Origin of the sequence: Sphingomonas sp. LH128, assembly GCF_000293195.2 — a bacterium.
Taxonomy (GTDB): Bacteria; Pseudomonadota; Alphaproteobacteria; order Sphingomonadales; family Sphingomonadaceae; genus Novosphingobium; species Novosphingobium resinovorum_A.
The window spans coordinates 1-1041 of sequence record NZ_ALVC01000586.1 but is presented as its reverse complement, the minus strand read 5'-3'; the positions used below and the strand labels follow the sequence as shown (position 1 = coordinate 1041).

The window sequence follows — 1041 nt, the reverse complement described above, 5'->3', positions numbered from 1 at the left end:
GTCTGGAACCGTCCGGCCCCCATGCGCCAGAACATGGACGGCACCCGCCAGACCCGCCGCCGCCAGCGTGACGACAATTTCGGTGAAGGCAACGCAACCGAAGATGGCCGCATCGCACAGGGCGAAGAGGATCACGTCCCCGCGTTCTAATCCCCCGACGGGAAGGGAGAGGGTTGGACCCCCTCTCCCGACCCTATTCGCTATCCCCTGCCAAGGATGAGTAATCATGACCAAGGAAACGAACAGCCGCAGCTATAGCAGCTTTGCCGAACTGGCCAAGGCTATCGGCACCACACCCGCCGAACTGCGAAAGCAGTATCTGGACAAGGCGATTGCCGACACCATGAACGGCGAGCAGGAAGCCGGAACCGCAGCCACCCCCGACGAGATGGCAGCACTCGCACGACAGGCAGAGATTGCCGACATGATCGCGCAAGATTCGGTGCTCGACAGCTTCACCGAGGCATTCGGCGACGTGACCGCCCTTTCCATCCTCGACATGGGAGGCGAGCGGCAGGAACTGGACATGCCCTCCGCAGTCCACCACTTGCTCGCTAGATACAGGATGATGTTGAGAGCCTGATCGGAAAATAAGTTGAGTGGTATCAGCAGGTTAGCTTGACGCTTTGGCCTGTCATTGATTCATGGGTTTCGCCAAAAACTACCATGGATTCAACGATGTGGACCGATACCACTCGCGCCCTTCATGCGCGAAGAGGGCTAGCTTTGCCAAGCGATTTGACGGATGCCGAGTGGGCGCTGCTGGAGCCATTGCTTCCACCTGCGTCTCGTGTCGGACGGCCCCGCAAATGGCCATTACGACGCATCGTCGAGGCAATTCTGTACCTACTGCGCGGAGGCCTGCCATGGCGGATGCTGCCGCCTTGCTTTCCGCCGGTGTCGAGCGTGCGGCATTGGTTCTACTTGTGGCGAGACAACGGGCTGTGGCTGACGATAAACCACACCTTGTTGATGATGGCCCGAGAAGCTGATGGGCGAGAGGCTTCTCCCAGCGCTGGCGTGATCGACAGCCAGTCGGTC

General features: G+C 59.9%; 2 protein-coding genes. Both read left to right on the top strand.

Annotated elements, in window-relative coordinates; all coding sequences use genetic code 11:
* Positions 1–226: 226 nt before the first annotated feature.
* Entirely contained in the window at positions 227–583 is a 357-nt protein-coding gene (locus LH128_RS30430) for a hypothetical protein (RefSeq protein ID WP_008833537.1), read from the top strand.
* A 95-nt stretch (positions 584–678) separates the two neighbouring features.
* On the top strand, positions 679–1041 hold a 363-nt coding region (locus LH128_RS30425; RefSeq protein ID WP_037519956.1), incomplete at its 3' end, for a transposase.